Raw genomic sequence first — 16,874 nt, 5'->3', positions numbered from 1 at the left:
CAATATGCCAACAGCCACCGCGCCGACCCGCAACGCCAGCCTTGCCGGCTCTCCCCAGCAGACACGGCTGCGGGCCGCCGTCGTGCTACTGCTCACCGTCCTGTTGGCTGTCCTGGCGATGTTGCCAACCGCCGGGACTGCCCGCGCCGCCAATACGGCTCCGGAGCCGGGAAAGCCGCTGCTGGGCGCGGTCCTTGAGTGGGGCGAGGATTCGGCGGCCAGCTTTGCCGAGCGGCTGGGAGCGACGCCGGCCCTGGTGGGCCATGACATTTCCATCCCCTTCCGGTCCTCGGAAACCAATGCCATCCGGCAGTTCCTGGACCAGGCTGCGGCCTTGGGCTCCCATGCCATGCTCACCGTCAAACCCACAGTTCCGCTGCAGCAGATCGACCACGCCACCGCCCAGTCATTTGCCGCCGAGATCACCCGGATTTCGGCAGGCTTCCGGGGCCAGGTGCTGGTCCGCTTCGCCCCAGACATGAACGGGAGCTGGCTTGACTGGGGGCAACAGCCGGCAGCCTACCGGGCCGCCTTTAGGGCAGTGGCTGCAGAGTTCAAGGAAACGGACGACGCCGGCACCGTGATGGTGTGGGCACCCTTCCTGGGGCGGGACTACCCCTTTGGCCGGAACCGCAATGCCCCCGCTGCCGGCAGCGAGGGCTTTGCCCTGTTGGACACGAACGGCGATGGCACCTGGGACGGTGCCGACGGCGCCTACGCGCCTTACTATCCCGGGGACGAGGCCGTGGAATGGGTAGGGCTGGCCGCCTACCATGACGACACCGCCGGCACGGCCGCCGTCAACACCGTGGCCGCCCCCGGAGAACTGGCAGGGATGCTGACCGGAGTCGGCAACGAGGACTTCTACGCCACCTACGTGGAGCAACGGGACAAGCCGTTCCTCCTGCAGACCGCGGCCTTCTACAGCCCCGCTGCCGGCGGCGCCGCGGAGGCCGACATCAAACGGGGCTGGTGGGACCAGACACTCGAAGCTGCGACGTCCGGGCAGTTCGGCAAGACCGCTGCCGTGGTCTGGGACGAACGGACCAGCACCAGGGACACCGGCGTGGCCAGCATCGACTGGACCATCACGGGAAACGCCGACGTGGCTGCAGCGGCACGCGCCCGGCTGGACGCGTCCGGCCTCGTCACGGGTCCGGTCAATGGAATCGTCTCCGGCCAGGAGTATGCCCAGGCCAACACCCTGACGGGCGTGGCCGCCTGGAGCGTGGGCGCGGCCCTGCTCATCCTCCTTGTTGTCCTGTGGCAGGTCCCGCGGCGGGTGACCGCCGTGGCTGCCTGGGGTTACAACGACCCGTCAAACCGGGATTCCCGCGTGGACCTGCTGCGCGGGGCAGCCATCGTCTTTGTGGTGGTGAACCACCTGGGCCTGACGTCCCTGTTCCAGCTCCTGACCCAGGAAGCGGTGGGTTTCGTCTCGGGCGCGGAGCTGTTTGTGCTGTTCTCCGGACTGGTGGTGGGCATGGTCTATGGGCCACGGGTCAAGGACGACTTCGGCACGGTGGTGGACCTGACATCACGGCGGGCGGGCAAGCTTTATGTCACCGCCCTGGTGGTGCTGGTGGGCATTTTCCTGGTTTCCCTGTTGCCCATCTTCCAGACGGATCCCCTCACCACCTACACCGACCAGGGAACAGGAGGGGCCGGCCATGCCGCGGCCGGCCGGACCTACAACCTGTATGCCGGCATGGAATCGCTTTTTCAGTTCCCCGTTCCGCCCCAGGTCCTGCCGGCCATCCTGCTCCTCCAGTTCGGGCCGTGGCAGTTCAATGTGATGGGCCTGTACGTTGTCCTGCTGCTGGTCAGCCCGCTGATCCTCGCCGCCCTGAACCGTGGCCGGACGCTGTGGGTGCTGGCGGCCACGCTAAGCGTCTACTCAGTCGGCGCCGCCACCCGGACCAGGCTGCTGCCTTCCCAGTTCGAGGATTCGTTTCCGCTGCTGGTGTGGCAGGTGCTTTTTGTGCTCGGCCTGGTGGCGGGTTTCCACCGGCGGAAGATCGTTGCATGGCTCTCGGCCCACACCTGGGCGGTGGCAGCCTGCAGCGGCGCCGCCATGGTTTTCGCGTTCCTGTCCTGGGGCAACCCTTATCTTGCCAACGGGTTTGACCTCCGGCTGGGCGTCATCCCGGATTCCCTGTACCGGACCATGTATGACTCCTTCTTTGCCCGCACCTACCTGGCGCCGGGACGGCTGCTGAACGTCGTGGTAGTGGTGGTAGCGGCCTACGCTTTCCTCACGGCCTACTGGAAGCCCACCGAGCGTGCCTTCGGATGGTTTCTTATCCCGCTTGGCCGGGCCACGCTCTACGTCTTTGTTATCCACGTGGTCCTCATCGCCGTGGTTGCCAATATCCCGGCACTGCAGCAGGGCGACATTCTCCTCAACACGGCTGCCTACGCCGTAATCCTGGGGCTCCTGTGGGTCATGGTCCGGACGCGCTTCCTGTTCAGGATCATCCCCACCTGACCTGACCCGCCTGGTCACCTGAGTTTCACTGGTCGTGCAGTTCGCGGGTCAGGAGTTCCTGGAGGGCCGTATTGGGTTCGCTGGGTTTGCCGGCACCGCTCAGATAGAGCCCCATCTGGGCGCCGTGGTATTCCCAATAGGCGAAGCTGAGGTTGTTTTCTTCCAGGAGCGCTAGCATGTCGATGACCCACTGGCCGCCGCCCTTGCCTTCCATCTGGAAGGCCTGCCGGACCAGGCCGAATTCCAGGACCGACATCGGCACGTTATTGTCCTTGCCGAACTTCACGTGCTTGGCCATCTCATGGGCCAGATAGGCCTTGTCGCGTGCCATGAATCCCTCGCCGGCGGCGCCAGGCGGCTCGGCGTAAACATCGAGCTGGAGGCCGATCACGGGGAGAGCGCCGGTTGAGGCTGCAATATTCTCACCCCGCATTTGGCCCTGAATGCGGTACCTGTTACCGGGCACTACCTTGAACAGGTGTGCATTGTTGCTCCACCCCGCGACCGCCCCGGTGCCCTCGGCGTCGCTGATGGAGAGGCCGCCGTTGTCCTGGTAACCGGCCGCCTCCCGTTCGAACCCGGCCGGTGACGCCGGATCCCCGCCGACCTCCCATTCATGCCAGTCCAGCGTCCCCGCGCTGTCCAGCCGGTCATTGACGATCTGCCGGATTTCGGTGCCGTCAGGGGTGTACTCCGTCACCGTGATCGCGTCGAAGTAGGCCTTTCCCCGCATGCCGCCTTGGGTGATGACCAACGGGGTGGCCGCTACGGCTTTGCTGTCGGTGATCGCGACGATGCCGCTGTCGTAGGTCCTCCAGTCCGACGTTCCAAGGGGCAGCGATGGACTGGTGACACGGCTTTCCGTCAGCAGCACCCTTTCCCCGGTCGGCAGGATCACGTTCGGATCAGGGTAGCGGCCGCCGTCCTTGATCGGTCCCTCAACCCAGGACGCGTACTGGTGGGTGTACTTGATGGGCTCGTAGAAATGGAAGTCGTACACAACGTTTTTGTCGTCGACCAGAAAATGCTGATTGATTCCGGCAGTGCCGTAGCGGCCATTTACCCCGTATACCCCGCCTACCACCAGCAGGTGGTTCGAGTCCACTGACCGCACCACGGCCACCAGTTCCCGTGCGAAATCTTGCCACTGCTGACCGGTCGCATCCGTTGTCACCGGCTCGTTGAGCAGATCGTAAGCGGCAACGGCAGGCTCATCCTTGTACCGGGTGGCTATTTCGCGCCACAGGTCGGCGTTTTTTTGCCGTAGCGCCGGATCGGACCAGATATCGAAATTGACGTCGTCCCCGGTGGGATCCAGCCAGAAGCCGCCGATCGGCGTATGCAGATCCAGGATCAGGCGCATTTTCTGTTGCCGGGCCCAGGCCACGTTCTGGTCCAGCCACTTGAAGAAGACTGTCGGGGAGTCCGCGTACCAGTCACCGTCAAAGGCGAAGCGGATGGAATTGAAACCCATTTGCCTGGCGCGCCCGAAGTCGGCCTCCGAATGGTCCTGGGTGCTGAGGAGATCGGACCCATCGATGTTCCGGTGGTACAGGTTGGAGAAGTTTACGGCCTTCAGCCTCGTGGGCTCACCGTCGAGAACCAGACCCGGGCCGGCGGCGGTCACGAACCGCGGGGGAGGAGGTGCTTTGGTCGACGGCCCGCCCTCCTTGTCCCCGCTCAGCGCGCAGCCGGCAACAACCAACAGCGGAACCAGCACCAGTAGGAGCGTCCACAGCCACCATGGCCACCGGCGCCCGTACGGCGGCCACCAACGACGGCGCAGCGTCGATTCCGGTCCGTGCGGCTCAGTGTCCCCGGGCATCGAGAGCTCCCTCGTTCGGCGAGTAGAGGGCCAGCATATTAGCTCGCGCAGCGCCTGTCGTGGCCTTTTCCATAAAGATTCACAATTAGGTAGCCCCCCGTAAGCCCCTAGCCGCGGGCTTTGAGGATCAAGGCGTCGCCCTGGCCGCCGCCGCCACACAGGGCAACCACGCCTGTCCCGCCGCCGCGCCGGTTCAGCGCCAGTGCCTGATGCAGGACCAAGCGGGCCCCCGACGCGCCCACCGGGTGGCCCAAGGCGATGGCGCCGCCGTCGGCGTTGATTCTGTCCGCGTCGATCCCCAGGTCTTTGGCGGACTGCAGTACCACCGACGCGAAGGCTTCGTTGATCTCAATCAGGTCCACGTCGTCAATGCTCAGCCCTTCAAGTTTCAGGGCCCGCTCAATGGCGCGCGACGGCTGGGAATGCAGGGACCCGTCCGGTCCGGCGGTCTGGCCGTGGCTCCCGATCTCCGCGATCCAGCTGAGGCCGGCCGCTTCCGCTGCTGACTTGCTGGCCACCACCACCGCGGCCGCGCCATCGGACAGCGGGGAGGCAGAACCGGCGGTGATGGTGGCGGCCGGGTCCTTGGAGAAGGCTGGCTTCAGTGCCGCGAGCGTCTCGAGCGTGGTTTCGGCGCGGATGCCCTCGTCGGCATCAATCACAACGGCCGGTCCCCGGCGCTGCGGGACCTCCACCGGAGCGATCTCTTCAGCCAGGATGCCGGCCTTACGGGCGGCCTCCGCCCGCTGGTGGGAGAGTGCGGCGACGGCGTCCTGGTCCGCGCGGCTGATGCCCAGGCGGGCGTTCCCGGCGTCGGTGGCGGACCCCATCAGTTCGCCTGAAACGGGGTCCTGCAGACCGTCAAAGTTCAGGGCATCCAGCAGCGGCGCATCGCCGATCGCCACGCCGCTGCGAAGCCGGGGCAGCAGGTGCGGGGCGTTGGTCATGGACTCCTGGCCCGCCGCCACGATGAACTCGGCCTCTCCGGCGCGGATCATCCGGGCGGCATCGATCACGGCGGTCAGCCCGGACAGGCACAGTTTGTTGATGGTCACGGTGGGCACATCCCAGCCGATGCCGGCGGCAAGGCTGGCCTGCCGGGCGGGTCCCTGGCCCGCGCCCGCCTGGATGACCTGGCCCACGATGACGGCCTGGATCTGTTCCGGCGCCACCCCGGACCGTTCCAGTGCGTTCCGGATCGCGTGGGCGCCCAGTTCGCTGGAGGTGAGCCCGGAGAGGCCGCCGCGGAACTTGCCGAAGGGGGTGCGTGCGCCGCCCAGGATGACGGGGATGTGAGCGTCGTTGCTCATGGGTGCCTTTCGCTTTGCGGATTTAGGAGTGCTTGGGGCCAGCTTAGGCGAACCTTGGGCGCCGCTGAGATGCCCCAGTCGCTGTGGATTCGGCTGCGGTGGGCTCAGCCGGGGAGGAGCAGCTGGTGGAGCAGGTGGTCCTGCCAGCGGCCGGCAATCTTCAGGTACTGCGGCGCTACGCCTATTTCCCGAAAGCCGGCGCGGCCGAGGATCTTGCGTGAGGGCTCATTGTGGAGCAGCGTTGCCGCCTGGATGCGGTGGAGGCCCAGTTCCGTCCGGGCCTGGTCCGTGGCAAAGCGGACCGCCGCAGACCCGATGCCCCGCCGGTTGAGGCTGGAATCGACCCAGTACCCGAGGTTGGCGTTAAGGAACGGCCCACGGACGATGCCGGTGAGCGTGACGGCGCCGAGGATGTAAGCGGGATCATGGTGGTCCACCAGCACCCATGGAACTTCCTGGCCCAGGGCATGCTGGGCGAGCTTGGCCCGGATGATGTCCAGTTGATGCCTGGGCGTGAAGAAGGCTTCGTCCCTCTCCGGTTCCCAATGCGCGAGGTGCTGGCGGTTCCGGAGGTAGGCCTCGCCCAGACCGGCGGCGTCGTTACGCCGGAGCAGCCGGATTCGGACCCCGGGGACAAGCGGAGCGGCTGCTTCGCTGTCCAAAAGGTCCCCCCTGCTACTCGAAGGACGCACGACGGCGGTCCGACAACCGGGTGTTCCAGACATCCGGTTTGGTGACCTTGAAGCGGCGGCCCGTCAGCGCGTGTGGGGTCAGCCGGATGTAGTAGGCTTTGGGTCCGGGCTGCCAGGGCTCCAGATGCAGATCGTCCACGGCGTCCTTGTCGGCCTGGGCCTCGATCACTTCGGTATCTCCGCGCACCACCACGCTCCAGGCGATCTCAGTGCCGGGATCGTATCCGTCGATCTCCAGTGCCGCGGGACGGTCCGCCTGGGCGCCCCACAGTTTGGAGCCACCGGCGCTGCGGAAGACGATGCTCCTGCGGTCCAGCACGTAGTTGACCGGAAAGATCTCCGGATGGCCGTCTACTACAAGGGCCAGGCGCCCCAGGATGTCATCGGCCAGTAACTCCCAGCATTCGTCGAACGTCAAAGTGTTGGTCGGCTCCGTGTGAGAGTTCATGCACCAAACCATACGGACCTGCGCGACGGACCAACAGGGCAGTTCCGCGCGTCGGTCCCCGGCGCGCGTCTGGGGAGGTTCACTTCAGTGCAGTTCAAGACGCTGCAGCAGCGCGTCCAGGATGGGAAGTTGGCCCTTGACCAGCTTGCTGCGGGCATCGGTTTCCGTCACCCACCGGGCATCGTCCACCTCGGGAAAGTCCTGGATAATGCCGGATCCTCTGGGCCACTCCAGCGGAAACGTGTTGCTCACAATCCGTTCGGGCTGGAAACCGGACTCCGCGGCGAACACCGTAATGATCTTTCCCGAAGGTTGCCGGAAAGCCCCCAGCTCAAAATAGTCAACAGCTGGCGGCGGCGTGCCGATCTCTTCGGCGAATTCCCGAAGGGCGGCCAGCAGGGGTTCCTCCTCCGGAAGGTATTCGCCCTTGGGAACGGACCACGACTGCGTCTGTTTGCGAGCCCAGAACGGTCCGCCCATGTGGGCTATCCATACTTCCAGCCCGTCTGCTCCCCGCCGGTACAGCAGGATCCCTGCGCTACGAACCGGCATGGCGTCAGGCCTCCCTGTTGAACGTCGGAAAACTGCTGGATCCCGGAAACTGTTGAATCCCAGCAGACTACTGAATCCCGGCAAACAATGTGTTGAGTTCCGCGGTCAGCTGCTTCTGTACGGCCGGGGTCCCCACCTCATTGCCGTCAATGTGGTTCACCGGCGCGAGCAGCCTGATGCTGGAAATCAGCCATACGGCATCGGCGTCCAGCAGGTCCTGCGGTTCCAGCGGACCATACCCGAGCTCCCAGCCGGCGGCCTTGGCAGCCGCGAACAGGGCACCCTGGGAGGTCCCGGGGAGGATCCCGCTGTCCAGCTGCGGGGTGATGAGCCGGCGCACCGTGCGGGCGGCGCCGGCGCCGTCGTCGGACGTTTCCAGATGTGCCAGCAGCACAGTGGACGTGGGGCCTTCCAGGACCCGGCCGTCGGAGGAGGTGAAGATGACGTCGTCGGCGCCCTGTTTGTGGGCGTACCGCAGGGCGGCCATGTTCGTGGCGTAGGACAGGGTCTTGGCGCCGAGCAGCAGCCACGGGGCACGCTCAGCCACGCCGCTGTCGTAGCCGCGGTCCAGGAGGATGACGTCGATCCCGGTTTCGCGCTGGCGGCGGCCGAGGGCGCCCACCGGGGAGACTTGAACCCAGCATGTAGGTGACTCCGCACCTTCCGGGCCACGGGTGACCACGAGTTTCACCACCACCTCGTCCTCGGCCGGCGAGGGAGCAGGGTGCTGGTTACGGTGCTCCGCGACGCCCGTTCCGATGGCCGCCCGCCACGCATCCTGCTCGGGGATCAGCAGGTCAAGGGCCTGGGCCGATCCCGCCAGCCGGTCCAGATGCGCCTGCTGCTTCCGGACTGCGCCGCCCACCGCGAGCATGGATTCGAACACGCCATCGCCGCGGGTGGCGCCCTGGTCCGTGGCCATCAGTTGGGGCTGGGAAGAGTCGGCCAGCCGGCCGTCCGGGAACGCGGGGTCAAGGAAAACGAGCACCACGGGCGCAGGAGAAGTCATGGCTCCAGCTTAGTAGGGCCCACCGCGGCTAAGCTGTGGTCATTGCCCCGTCGGAACCGGTCCGCGGGTGCGCGCATTCCGGGGGTATTCCAGTGCTGTGGCCAATTTCGCTTGCCGGGACGGCGCCGACGTGGGTAGTGGTGGTGCTCAGCATCGCAGACCTGGTGATCCGGGTCCTGGCTATCGGCATCATCCCGGGCAACCGGCGCCCCACCACGGCCATGGCCTGGCTGCTGGGCATCTTCTTTGTGCCATTCCTGGGCCTGGTCCTTTTCCTGCTGTTCGGAAATTTCAAGCTCTCCAGCCGCCGCCGACAGCAGCAGGAGATCATCAACACCCGGGTGCGGTCGGGTATCTCGGCGCTCGCCGACGTCGACAGCGAATATGAAGGACCCGAATGGGTGAAGTCCGCGGGCGAACTGAACCAGCGGCTGGGCTCCCTCCCCATGGTGGACGGCAATACAGTGGACCTCATTCCCGGGTATCCGGACTCGATCCTGGCCATGACTGAGGCCGTGCGCAAAGCCAAGAAGTTCGTTAACGCCGAGTTCTACATCATGAGCACGGACCACATCACCGATGACCTGTTGACCGCCATGGAGGAAGCTGCCGAGCGCGGTGTGGAAGTCAGGGTGCTGTTCGACCACATCGGCACGCTCCGGGTCAAGGGTTATGGGAATTTCCTCGACCGATTACGGGCCGGGAAGATCCAATGGAAGCGCATGCTCCCCCTGCTGCCCACCCACGGCCAGTGGCGGCGCCCGGACCTCCGCAACCACCGCAAGATCATGGTGATCGACGGCGAACTCGCCTTCACAGGCTCGCAGAACCTGATCGAGCCCTCCTACAACAACCCCAAACACCGCAAAGCCGGCCGCGAATGGGTGGAGCTGATGGCCTGCCTCCGCGGACCGATCGTCACAACACTCAACGTTGTGTTCGCCACGGACTGGCTGAGCGAAACCGACGAGTCCCTGGAACACCAGCTGCAACTCCCGGCCAACCCCGAACCGGGCAACGTCACGGCCCAGGTGGTGCCCAGCGGTCCCGGGTTCATCACCGAAAACAACCTGCGCCTCTTCAACACACTGATCTACTCCGCCCAGCACCGGATCTCCATCTGCAGCCCGTATTTCGTGCCCGATGACTCCCTGCTCTACGCCATCACCACCGCCGCCCAGCGGGGCGTGGACGTGGAGCTGTTCGTCTCCGAAAAGGGCGATCAGTTCCTGGTCCACCACGCCCAGCGCTCCTATTACGAGGCACTGCTGGAGGCCGGCGTCCGGATCTACCTCTACAAGGCGCCGTTCGTGCTCCATGCCAAGCACTTCACCATCGACGACGAAGTGGCCGTGCTGGGCTCCAGCAACATGGACATGCGATCCTTCTCGCTGAACATGGAGGTCTCGGTGATGTTGCTCGGCGCGGAAATCGTCAACAACATGCGCGCGGTGGAAGACACCTACCGCGACATTTCGCAGGAGCTCAAGCTCGAGGACTGGGTCCAGCGACCCCTCGCGGCCCGGTACATCGACAACGTGGCCCGGCTGACGGCTACCGTCCAGTAAGCCTGCAAATCCCGTCGCGTTCAGCTGATTGCGCACATGGCTCCAACCACCGCCAACCGATCTTGACCAAAGATTGAGCCGTTCCGGACTGGAGCGCGGCAGGAAGGGCGGCTACTCTGGGAACACTGGTTCATGAATCTGGACCAAACCATCAGCGAACGCATCCTGCCTGTCTGTCGACAGCGCCGCGGGGGAGCTGACAGATATGCCACAGACCAAAACAGCGCGGTTCTGGTTTCGGATGACCATAACGTCATTCACCCTGATCGCCGCCTTCACCCTCGTCCAGGTCTCCGCTTTTGCCGCGGACCTCGACAGAACATGTGAGGCCGCTGGCCAGCCGCTGGACTTCAACTACCGCCTTAGACATGCGACCGACGGAACCCTGGCCTTCCCGCTGCACAACAGATGTAACCACCTGTATGACACGGTTCCGGAATGGGTCAATCCTGTCCTGACCATCCTCGCAGCAGCGCTGGCCATCGCCCTGACCGGGGCGCTGGTCACCTACGGAGCGAAGCCGGAGCCGTCACCAGGCCTGCCTAGCCGCCGGGAAAATCCGCACCCAGCGCGGAAAGCACACCGTGCGCCTTCACGCGGATTTCGTCATACTCCTCGTCAGGTACCGAGTCGGCAGTGATGGCGCCGCCGATGCCGAGGGTGAGTTCCGCCGTGGCCCCTTGTTCGCCGCTGTCACCGGCCTCCGCGGTCGTGACCAAAGTACGGATGGCCACCGCCAGGTCCGTGGCCCCGTTGAGCGAAAAATAGCCGATCGCGCCGGAATACAGGCCCCGCGGGCCTTCCTCCAGCCGGTCCAGGATTGCCATGGTGCTGATTTTCGGGGCGCCGGTCATGGAGCCGGCAGGGAAACATGCGGCCACCGCCTCGGCCCGCGGCGAGCCGGGCAGGAGCCGCGCGTCGATGGTGCTGACCATCTGGTGCACGGTGGCGTAGCTTTCGATCTCGCACAGCCTGCTGACTGTCACCGATCCGGGCTCAGCGAAGTGGCTGAGGTCGTTCCTCAGCAGGTCCACAATCATGATGTTTTCCGCGCGGTCCTTCAGCGAGGCCGCCAGGTCCTCCCGCAACTGCCTGTCTCGCTCCGGATCAGTACCCCGGCGGCGGGTGCCCTTGATCGGTTCGGCCCGCATGCCGCCGTCGGACGTTATCCTCAGGAACCGCTCCGGCGACGTGCTGGCCACCGTCAGCCCGCCGAACCGAAGGTAGCTGGCGAACGGCGCGGGGTTCTTCCGCCGCAGCGCGAGGTACGTTGGCCAGGGGGCCACCGCGGCCGCGGGCAGCCGGGCCGTGAGCGTGGTGGTCAGGCACACCTCGTAGGAGTTACCCTCATGGATTTCGTGCTGGGCGGCCGCGATTTTAGCCAGGTAGGAGGGCTCCGTGTCGCGGCTGCTGAACGCGGGCACAACGGGATGTACGACGCCGTTGCTGCCGCCGGCGTGCGTTGTTTGGGCGCCTGATTCCGGTGTGCTCCCGGCGACGGTGACGGCAGCGCGGGCGTCGGCCAGCCAGTTGTCGGCGTCGGGCGCTTCCAGTGCCAGAAGCCAGGCCGTTCCTTCAACGTGGTCCAGAACGACGGCGTGGCCCGCGAAGATCAAGGCCGCGTCCGGAGTCGGCGCCGCTACGTCCGTCCCGCCGGTTTCGCGCTTGAGCTCATAGCCCAGGCATCCCAGCCAGCCCAGGGTGAAGTCGCCCGGGTAGCCGTCCGGTGTGCGGACCGCCCGGCGTCCCCACACGGTGTCCAGCCAGCGGAAGAACGGTCCCGGGACACGTACCATGGCGGAGCCTGCCGTGATGACACTTTCGCCGGACCGGTGCGTGACCGCCTGGCCGAAGGTCCCGCCGTCGTCCGCGAGGATGCTGAAGCGGCTGCGCTCGCTGGCGGAGTCTGCGTTGGCGATGCCTGCGTTGGAGGAGTCCAGCCAGACGGCGTTCGCTGAGCCGCCGTAGAGGTTCTCGAAGAGGGCGGCGGCGTCAGGCCTGGCGTCCAGCCGTTCTGCACGCAGCCTGAGGCCGCGGCGGGCGGCAAGCTCGGGAACTAGCGCCGGTCCGAGGGCGGGCAGGTACGCCAGGGCCTGCATGACGTCGGCGGTGGCGGAACCATCGGCATTGTTGAGTACGCGGATATCGGCTTGGTGGGGGACGTCGTCGGCGGCGAGCCACGCGTTTTCCTGCTCAGCCCATTGGTCCCAAAACGGCTCATACGTCCCGCCGTCGCGCTCCAAGGCCCGCTTCCGGCGGATGTCGTCCGGCGAGTCGGCCCAGATGACAGCGCTGAGCAGCGGCCGGGCGTCGGCGGCGGCCGCCCCCACTCCCTCAATGATCACGATCTCGGCGGGCAGCGTGACCCGGGTATCGCCGTCGTAATGCCTGTCCCAGTCCCAGCTGGTCCACGTGGCGGGCTCGGCGCGGCTCAAGGGCGTGAGCACGGTGGAAACGTAGCGCTCGATGCCCGCGTTCAGGCCGTTCCAGCCCGGGTAGATGTCCTCAAGGTGGAACAGCGCAACTTTGTGATGGTTCCGCAGCTGCGCGGCGAGCTCGATGGCCAGCGTGGTTTTCCCTGCGCCGGATCGCCCGTCAATGGCGATGATCACAGGTGCGGGGGTCATGAAATAGAGCGTACCTGCTGCTGCATCAGTTGCTGACGTGGCGCCGCCTGGCCGAGGACCGTGCGGACATACGTCCTTACTGCCGCAAGGCAGCACTCGCTAGTCGTCCCGCAGCGGGCGCCGGGCCAGCCAGGCTGCCACGATCGCGCCGGAGATGTTGTGCCAGAGCGAGAACACGGCGGATGGCAATGCGGCCAGCGGCGTGAAATGCGCGGTGGCCAGTGTGGCGGCCAAGCCCGAGTTCTGCATGCCGACTTCGAAGGCGAGTGCCCGGCGTGCCTTATCGTCCAGCCGGCCCAGTTTGCCCGCCAGGTAGCCCAACCCCAGGCCAAAGCCGTTGTGAAGGACCACTGCGAGGAACACAATGCCGCCCGCGGCCACGATCTTGGAGGCGCTACCCGCCACCACAATCGCAACAATGAAGGAGATTACGACGGCGGATGCCCAGGGCAGCGCCGGCAGCAGCCTGGCGATGAGGTTCTTGAAGAACAGCCGCGCCAGCAACCCGGCGATGACGGGCAGGAGCACTGTCTTGACGATGTCCAGAACCATGCTCCCGGCGTCGATGTCCAGGAAGGAACCGGCCAGGAACAGGACCAGCAGAGGCGTAACCACCGGGGCGATCAGGGTGGATACCGAGGCCACGGCTACGGACAGGGCCACGTCCCCCTTGGCCAGGAAGGCCATCACGTTGGAGGCTGTGCCGGACGGGGCGCAGCCCACCAGGATCAGGCCTACGGCAAGCTCGGGCGAAAGGTGGAGCCCCACGGCAATCAGCCAGCCCGCGCCGGGCATGATCACGTAGTGCGCCACAATGCCCAGAACCACTGCCCAGGGGCGCTTGACCACCGAGGCGAAATCCGGCGGGGTCAGGGTCAGGCCCATGCAGAACATGATGACGCCCAGAAGGTAGGGGACGCTGGGCCCCATGGGCTGGAACGCGGCCGGCGCCAGGAAGCCTGCGACGCCCGCCACGATCACGAGCACCGGGAAGATCGTGACGGCAAGCCGCGCGATTTTCTCTTCGGCGGCCAGCGCCGGGTTTGCGGGTACCGGGGCGTGATCAGTGCCGGGTTCTGTCGATTTGGGGGATTTGGTTGCCTCAAGCATTTATCGATCGTGGCATTGATCTCCGGCAGGTGGCCAGTTCATGACCATGGGCCGGGCAAAAATGTCAGACATGTGCGGCCGGTATGGTTTGCTGCGTGATCCAGCCTGGTTGGTCGGGCCTGCTCGATCAGCCTTAGCTAGTGGATCAGCGCGAGGAGAATGCCTACCGCCACAAACAGCACCCCGAAAATCCGGCTGAGGATCTTCTGGCCGCGGGCGTTCTGCGTGAAGCGCTGGAAGGATTTGGCGGCAAAGGCGAAGAAGAACCACATCACCAGGATATCGATCACCACCACGGTGGCCGTGAGCACCAGATACTGCGGCAGGAGCGGCTGTTCCGGGCGGATGAACTGTGGCATAAACGCGAGGAAGAAAACGATCGCCTTCGGGTTGAGCAGGTTGACCCAGAGTCCGCGCCGGAACATTGACCAGGCGGGCTCGTTCCGGAGGGCGGCGGCCTGTTCCTGGTCCAGTTCCGGTTTGCTCAGGAACTGGCGGATGCCCAGATACACCAGGTAGGCGGCCCCTGCGTAACGGATCACGTTGAAGGCCACCGGTGAGCTTGCAACGAGCACGCCCACGCCCAACGCCACGATCACCACGTGGACAACCAAGGCTGCCTGCTGGCCAAGGATGCCCCAGATGGAGCGGCGGAACCCGGACGTCAGCGAGTTGCTCATGGTATTGATGGCACCGGCGCCCGGCGTGAAGCTGATCAGGGCGCCGGCGCCCGCGAGGGCGAGCCAAAGAGAGAATTGCACCTGCCAAGTTTAGTGCCGCCAGCACCAAGGGGGAGCCGCCCTCACCACAAGAGCGCAACCCTCACCACAAGAGCGCAACCCTCTCCATAGAGTGCTCACCGGAAGAGTGCCGCCTCACCACAAGGTGGTCACGGGCTCGAATGCGTGAAGCTCCTCATCGGCCGTTACCAGCGTCAGCCCTTCCACCATGGCCTGCGCGGCCAGGATCCGGTCAAAGGGGTCTTGATGTTCCCAGTCCAGCTGACCTGCGGCCAAAGCGTGCGGTGCGGAGATAGCCAGCTCCGAGGCATAGAGGTGGGCCACCTGCCGTCCAAAGCTTGCCACTATGGCTGCCCCCGCCGGCAGCTTGCCTTGATGGTGTTTATAGGACAGCTCGTACGCGGTCATGGGCGACACATAGACCGAGTTCTCTAGCTTGGTGATGGCGTTCCTGGCTTTGGTGGACAGTTTCTTGGGTTCGGCGAGAGCCCACAGGAAGACATGGGTGTCCAGGAGCAGGCGCATCAATGACCGCCGCCCGTCACGTCACCCATTTCCTCATCGGTCCACGGTTCGTAGAACCCGTCAGGAATCTGGAGGGGCGCCAGGAAGCCCAGTTCGCGTTTGTGGGGGCGCTCGATTTTCACCAGCCGGGCCACCGGGCGGCCTGCTTTGGCAATGACCACATCTTCGCCGTTTGCAACAAGGTTCAACAGCTCGGACAGGCGGGTCTTTGCCTCTTGGACGTTGTATTGCCCCATGTTGACCAAGTCTAGTTGGTCAACCCCCGGCTGTGTAAGGCTCAGCCCTGTATTCGTTCTCTCCGTAATAGCTCATATTTCGACGCTATTGCCGCCAGGTGGTTCGGATAGGCGCTGTTGGGCCTATGTGGAAATCACGCGGGCGGAAATCATGCCCGGGCGATGACCTCACCGTTCGGGATCAGGAACCAGCCGTCGTCGGTGGATCCCCAGCGGTGCCAGCCGGCCGAAATCCGGGCCAGGTCTGCTGGATTTGCGAAGCCATATTCTAGGGCCTGCTCCGCAAAGGCCGAATGCAGCACCCGTTCGCCCCAGACCCGGGCCTGCCATCTCCGCTGTTGCCCGGTGGCATAGAGCCAGTTGCTGCTGGTGGGCGCCACATCGCCGAAACCTGCGGACTGGACCCAGGACACGAGCCGGCGGCCGGCGTCGGGCTCGGCCCCGTTTCGGCGGGCGATCCGCTGGTACAGGTCCATCCATTCGTCCAGCTCAGGGATGGCCGGGTACCAGCTCATGCCGTGGAAATCGGCGTCGCGCACTGCCACAATGCCGCCCGGCTTCGCTACCCGGCGCATCTCGCGCAGCGCCTCCACCGGGTCTGTCAGGTGCTGCAGCACCTGGTGGGCATGGACGACGTCGAACGTTTCGTCCTCGAAGTCGAGGTCATAGATGTTGCCGGCCAGGAACTCCGCATTTGCCACGCCGCGCTCGGCGGCCAGTGCCGTGGCCTGGGCGATGATGTCCGGTGACCGGTCCAGGCCGGTGACCTTTCCGGGCGAGACCAGCCCGGCGAAATCGCAGGTGATGCTCCCCGGGCCGCAGCCGACGTCGAGCACTGAAACCCCGGGCGTGAGGTGGGGTATAACAAAGGCGGCGGAGTTCTCCGCGGTCCTGGAGGCGTGGGCGCGGACCACCGACTCGTGGTGGCCGTGCGTGTACACGTCGTCGTCGTCAGGCTGCTGCGTACTCATAATGAAACGCTACCCCTCCGCAGTGGAAAACGGACGGAACCTTCCTACTTGGACGGGGCGGGCGCGGCCGGGCCGCCGTCTGACGCTTCCGCACGGGCCGCGACCGTGGCGTCCACCATGGCTGTCATAAACCGGCTGACGAGCTCCAGTTCGGTGGGGGAGAAGTCCGCCATGGCGGTACCCATGTGGCGTGAAAGCGGCAGGAACATGGCGCTGCCGTCCTGGAACGCCTTGGGTGTCATGCGGAGCTGGACCTGCCGCCGGTCCGGGCCCAGGCGTTCCCTGACCACATGCCCTGAATTATCCAGCCGGTCTATGAGGGCGGTGGTGGCGGGCGAGCTGAGGTTGAGTTCCTTGCGCAGGATGCCCGGCGTGACCACCTGGCCCTTGGCGGTGTGCCGCATGATCACGGCGAGGGCGTTGAGGTCCGTGCGGTGCATGTCGTTGCGGCCGCCGGCGGTGTCCACGTAGCGGTTGGCCTCCAGCGTGAAGTCCTGCAGCAGGCGGACCAGGGCAAAGGGTGCGGAGTCCGGTGGGCGCTGAAACGCTTCGTCCGTCATGTTCGTCCCGCCTCCGCTCGCTTGCCTGGTGCTCGGGCTAGCTGGTGCCCGTGATCGTCTCTGGTGCCCTGACGGATATTACTGCAGCGATGCCAGCTGCCTGGTTTCAAACGAGAAATCCATGGTATTTATCTCCTTGGTATTTATCTCCATGGTGGAGATACTCTAGGATGGAATAAAGTCTACCGCGTCCATCCCAAGCGAAGCAGGAAT

The 16,874-nt window shown here is 65.4% G+C and carries 15 protein-coding genes; 2 read left to right on the top strand and 13 right to left on the bottom strand.

Going from position 1 to position 16,874, the window contains the following annotated elements:
• Positions 1-4 precede the first annotated feature (4 nt).
• Complete coding sequence (gene opgC / locus ACZY1F_RS03640; protein WP_463940293.1) at positions 5-2,488, top strand: OpgC domain-containing protein; 2,484 nt, start codon at positions 5-7, stop codon at positions 2,486-2,488.
• A 25-nt stretch (positions 2,489-2,513) separates the two neighbouring features.
• Here the strand turns inward: opgC and ACZY1F_RS03635 are convergent, their stop codons facing one another.
• The 6 genes from ACZY1F_RS03635 to ACZY1F_RS03610 form a co-directional block, all read right to left on the bottom strand.
• A complete protein-coding gene (locus ACZY1F_RS03635) occupies positions 2,514-4,313 on the bottom strand; it encodes a glycoside hydrolase family 5 protein (RefSeq protein ID WP_463940292.1) in 1,800 nt (599 codons plus the stop codon).
• Between the two features lie 107 nt (positions 4,314-4,420).
• The gene (locus tag ACZY1F_RS03630; RefSeq protein ID WP_463940291.1) at positions 4,421-5,623 is read right to left on the bottom strand and encodes an acetyl-CoA C-acetyltransferase; all 1,203 of its coding nucleotides are present in this window, start codon (positions 5,621-5,623) and stop codon (positions 4,421-4,423) included.
• Positions 5,624-5,727: 104 nt separating this feature from the next.
• On the bottom strand, positions 5,728-6,285 hold the full coding sequence (locus tag ACZY1F_RS03625) for a GNAT family N-acetyltransferase (RefSeq protein ID WP_463940290.1): 558 nt from the start codon (positions 6,283-6,285) through the stop codon (positions 5,728-5,730).
• A gap of 13 nt (positions 6,286-6,298) precedes the next feature.
• Positions 6,299-6,763 carry a pyridoxamine 5'-phosphate oxidase family protein gene (locus tag ACZY1F_RS03620; RefSeq protein ID WP_463940289.1) on the bottom strand — a complete coding sequence of 155 codons (465 nt, stop codon included), beginning with the start codon at positions 6,761-6,763 and terminating at the stop codon, positions 6,299-6,301.
• 84 nt (positions 6,764-6,847) lie between these two features.
• On the bottom strand, positions 6,848-7,315 hold the full coding sequence (locus ACZY1F_RS03615) for an NUDIX hydrolase (RefSeq protein WP_463940288.1): 468 nt from the start codon (positions 7,313-7,315) through the stop codon (positions 6,848-6,850).
• A 67-nt stretch (positions 7,316-7,382) separates the two neighbouring features.
• Positions 7,383-8,324 (bottom strand): aminodeoxychorismate lyase, encoded by a 942-nt coding sequence (locus tag ACZY1F_RS03610; protein ID WP_463940286.1) that lies wholly within the window; start codon positions 8,322-8,324, stop codon positions 7,383-7,385.
• A 95-nt stretch (positions 8,325-8,419) separates the two neighbouring features.
• On the opposite strand from ACZY1F_RS03610, the gene cls reads away from it, so the two are divergent.
• Entirely contained in the window at positions 8,420-9,892 is a 1,473-nt protein-coding gene (gene cls, locus ACZY1F_RS03605) for a cardiolipin synthase (protein ID WP_463940396.1), read from the top strand.
• 542 nt (positions 9,893-10,434) lie between these two features.
• Here cls and ACZY1F_RS03600 read toward each other — a convergent pair.
• From ACZY1F_RS03600 to ACZY1F_RS03570, 7 genes are all read right to left on the bottom strand, one after another.
• Positions 10,435-12,519, bottom strand: a complete 2,085-nt coding sequence (locus ACZY1F_RS03600; protein ID WP_463940284.1) for a chorismate-binding protein — start codon at positions 12,517-12,519, stop codon at positions 10,435-10,437.
• A 99-nt stretch (positions 12,520-12,618) separates the two neighbouring features.
• Entirely contained in the window at positions 12,619-13,629 is a 1,011-nt protein-coding gene (locus tag ACZY1F_RS03595; RefSeq protein ID WP_463940282.1) for a bile acid:sodium symporter family protein, read from the bottom strand.
• A 137-nt stretch (positions 13,630-13,766) separates the two neighbouring features.
• Positions 13,767-14,390 (bottom strand): LysE family transporter, encoded by a 624-nt coding sequence (locus ACZY1F_RS03590; RefSeq protein ID WP_463940280.1) that lies wholly within the window; start codon positions 14,388-14,390, stop codon positions 13,767-13,769.
• A 114-nt stretch (positions 14,391-14,504) separates the two neighbouring features.
• Complete coding sequence (locus ACZY1F_RS03585) at positions 14,505-14,894, bottom strand: type II toxin-antitoxin system VapC family toxin (protein WP_463940278.1); 390 nt, start codon at positions 14,892-14,894, stop codon at positions 14,505-14,507.
• A complete protein-coding gene (locus tag ACZY1F_RS03580) occupies positions 14,894-15,130 on the bottom strand; it encodes a type II toxin-antitoxin system Phd/YefM family antitoxin (protein ID WP_463940277.1) in 237 nt (78 codons plus the stop codon). The genes ACZY1F_RS03585 and ACZY1F_RS03580 overlap by 1 nt, the downstream gene beginning before the upstream one ends.
• 149 nt (positions 15,131-15,279) lie before the next feature.
• Positions 15,280-16,101, bottom strand: coding sequence for a methyltransferase domain-containing protein (locus ACZY1F_RS03575; RefSeq protein WP_252568627.1), 822 nt, complete (start codon positions 16,099-16,101; stop codon positions 15,280-15,282).
• Between the two features lie 44 nt (positions 16,102-16,145).
• Positions 16,146-16,661: a MarR family winged helix-turn-helix transcriptional regulator gene (locus tag ACZY1F_RS03570; protein ID WP_463940275.1), complete on the bottom strand. Its 516-nt coding sequence runs from the start codon at positions 16,659-16,661 to the stop codon at positions 16,146-16,148.
• Positions 16,662-16,874: the final 213 nt, after the last annotated feature.

The sequence above is a fragment of the Pseudarthrobacter xylosi genome (genome assembly GCF_055412765.1).
Note: the sequence above shows the minus strand (reverse complement) of the source record. Positions and strands in the feature narration are given on the sequence as shown.

What these genes read in the sequence shown, in the direction of transcription:
- opgC (WP_463940293.1), top strand. Translation starts at nt 5, where the DNA reads ATGCCAACAGCCACCGCGCCGACCCGCAACGCCAGCCTTGCCGGCTCT.
- ACZY1F_RS03635 (WP_463940292.1), bottom strand. Translation starts at nt 4,313, where the DNA reads ATGCCCGGGGACACTGAGCCGCACGGACCGGAATCGACGCTGCGCCGT.
- ACZY1F_RS03630 (WP_463940291.1), bottom strand. Translation starts at nt 5,623, where the DNA reads ATGAGCAACGACGCTCACATCCCCGTCATCCTGGGCGGCGCACGCACC.
- ACZY1F_RS03620 (WP_463940289.1), bottom strand. Translation starts at nt 6,763, where the DNA reads ATGAACTCTCACACGGAGCCGACCAACACTTTGACGTTCGACGAATGC.
- ACZY1F_RS03615 (WP_463940288.1), bottom strand. Translation starts at nt 7,315, where the DNA reads ATGCCGGTTCGTAGCGCAGGGATCCTGCTGTACCGGCGGGGAGCAGAC.
- ACZY1F_RS03610 (WP_463940286.1), bottom strand. Translation starts at nt 8,324, where the DNA reads ATGACTTCTCCTGCGCCCGTGGTGCTCGTTTTCCTTGACCCCGCGTTC.
- ACZY1F_RS03600 (WP_463940284.1), bottom strand. Translation starts at nt 12,519, where the DNA reads ATGACCCCCGCACCTGTGATCATCGCCATTGACGGGCGATCCGGCGCA.
- ACZY1F_RS03595 (WP_463940282.1), bottom strand. Translation starts at nt 13,629, where the DNA reads ATGCTTGAGGCAACCAAATCCCCCAAATCGACAGAACCCGGCACTGAT.
- ACZY1F_RS03585 (WP_463940278.1), bottom strand. Translation starts at nt 14,894, where the DNA reads ATGCGCCTGCTCCTGGACACCCATGTCTTCCTGTGGGCTCTCGCCGAA.
- ACZY1F_RS03580 (WP_463940277.1), bottom strand. Translation starts at nt 15,130, where the DNA reads ATGGGGCAATACAACGTCCAAGAGGCAAAGACCCGCCTGTCCGAGCTG.
- ACZY1F_RS03575 (WP_252568627.1), bottom strand. Translation starts at nt 16,101, where the DNA reads ATGAGTACGCAGCAGCCTGACGACGACGACGTGTACACGCACGGCCAC.
- ACZY1F_RS03570 (WP_463940275.1), bottom strand. Translation starts at nt 16,661, where the DNA reads ATGACGGACGAAGCGTTTCAGCGCCCACCGGACTCCGCACCCTTTGCC.